Annotated in this window: 1 protein-coding gene; it reads left to right on the top strand. The window is 64.9% G+C overall.

Annotation, left to right across the window (positions count from 1 at the left end):
* Window positions 1-105: 105 nt before the first annotated feature.
* Window positions 106-991: DUF6094 domain-containing protein (locus K206_RS0136815; RefSeq protein ID WP_020207185.1), on the top strand; the 886-nt coding region annotated here is incomplete at its 3' end.

A 991-nucleotide genomic window follows, 5' to 3' on the forward strand; every position in this document is an offset into this window, starting at 1 on the left:
ATCCGGCCAAGATTTGGACGCCGGAAGCGGTAGCGGCTTGACCCACCCGCGGAAGCACGCCTCTGCGTGCTTCCGCCTTTCATCCCCGCCAACCAGGAGACTTCCATGGCCCTCATGTTCCCGCGGCTCGCCCGCAATTTCGTGAAAAACGGATACTTCCCCACGGATGAACCCACGCTCGAAAGAGCCCTCAACGCACTGATGCCCAGCGACGGGTCGATGTGCATCCTCGATCCCTGCGCAGGCGAAGGCGTGGCGATCGCCGAAGCTGCTCATGCCCTCGGGCGCGAGCAGGTAAAGGCGTTCGCGGTCGAGTTCGACGCCGAGCGGGCACGCCATGCCCGCGGCCTGGTCGATCATTGCCTGCATGCGGACCTCATGGACGCGATGATCTCCAAGCAGTCGTTCGGGCTGCTCTGGCTCAACCCACCGTATGGCGACCTGTCCAAGGACGTCAACGGCAATATCGGTTATCAGGGACAGGGCCGTGCCCGCCTCGAAAAACTGTTCTATCAGCGCAGCCTGTCGCTGTTGCAGTACGGCGGCGTGCTGGTCTTCATCGTCCCCGGCTACGTGCTCGACGCGGAGCTGGTCGGCTGGCTGACGCGCCACTACACCGACCTGCGGATCTACCGAGCGGTGGAAACGCAGTTCAAGCAGGTGGTGATCTTCGGTCGCAGGGTGCGTCAGCGCGAGCAGGCACCCGATGGCGTCAAGGCCGTGCGCAATCTGCTGCTGCAGGTTGGGCTTGGCGAAGTCGAAGCCGAGGAACTGCCGAGCGATTGGCCGTTCCTGCCGTACATCGTCCCCGCCAGTCCGGCCGAGCCGGAGCATTTCTTCCGCGTGACGATGGAGCCGGAGCAGTTCGCCGATGAGGTTGGTCGGCTGCAAGGCCTCTGGCCGTCGCTGGACACGCACCTGGGGGCCGCGCAGCAATCGCTGCGTCCACCGGCGCGTGCCTTGTCCCACTGGCATCTCGCCCTGGCTCTGG

Origin of the sequence: Cupriavidus sp. WS (genome assembly GCF_000395345.1) — a bacterium.
Taxonomy (GTDB): Bacteria; Pseudomonadota; Gammaproteobacteria; order Burkholderiales; family Burkholderiaceae; genus Cupriavidus; species Cupriavidus basilensis_B.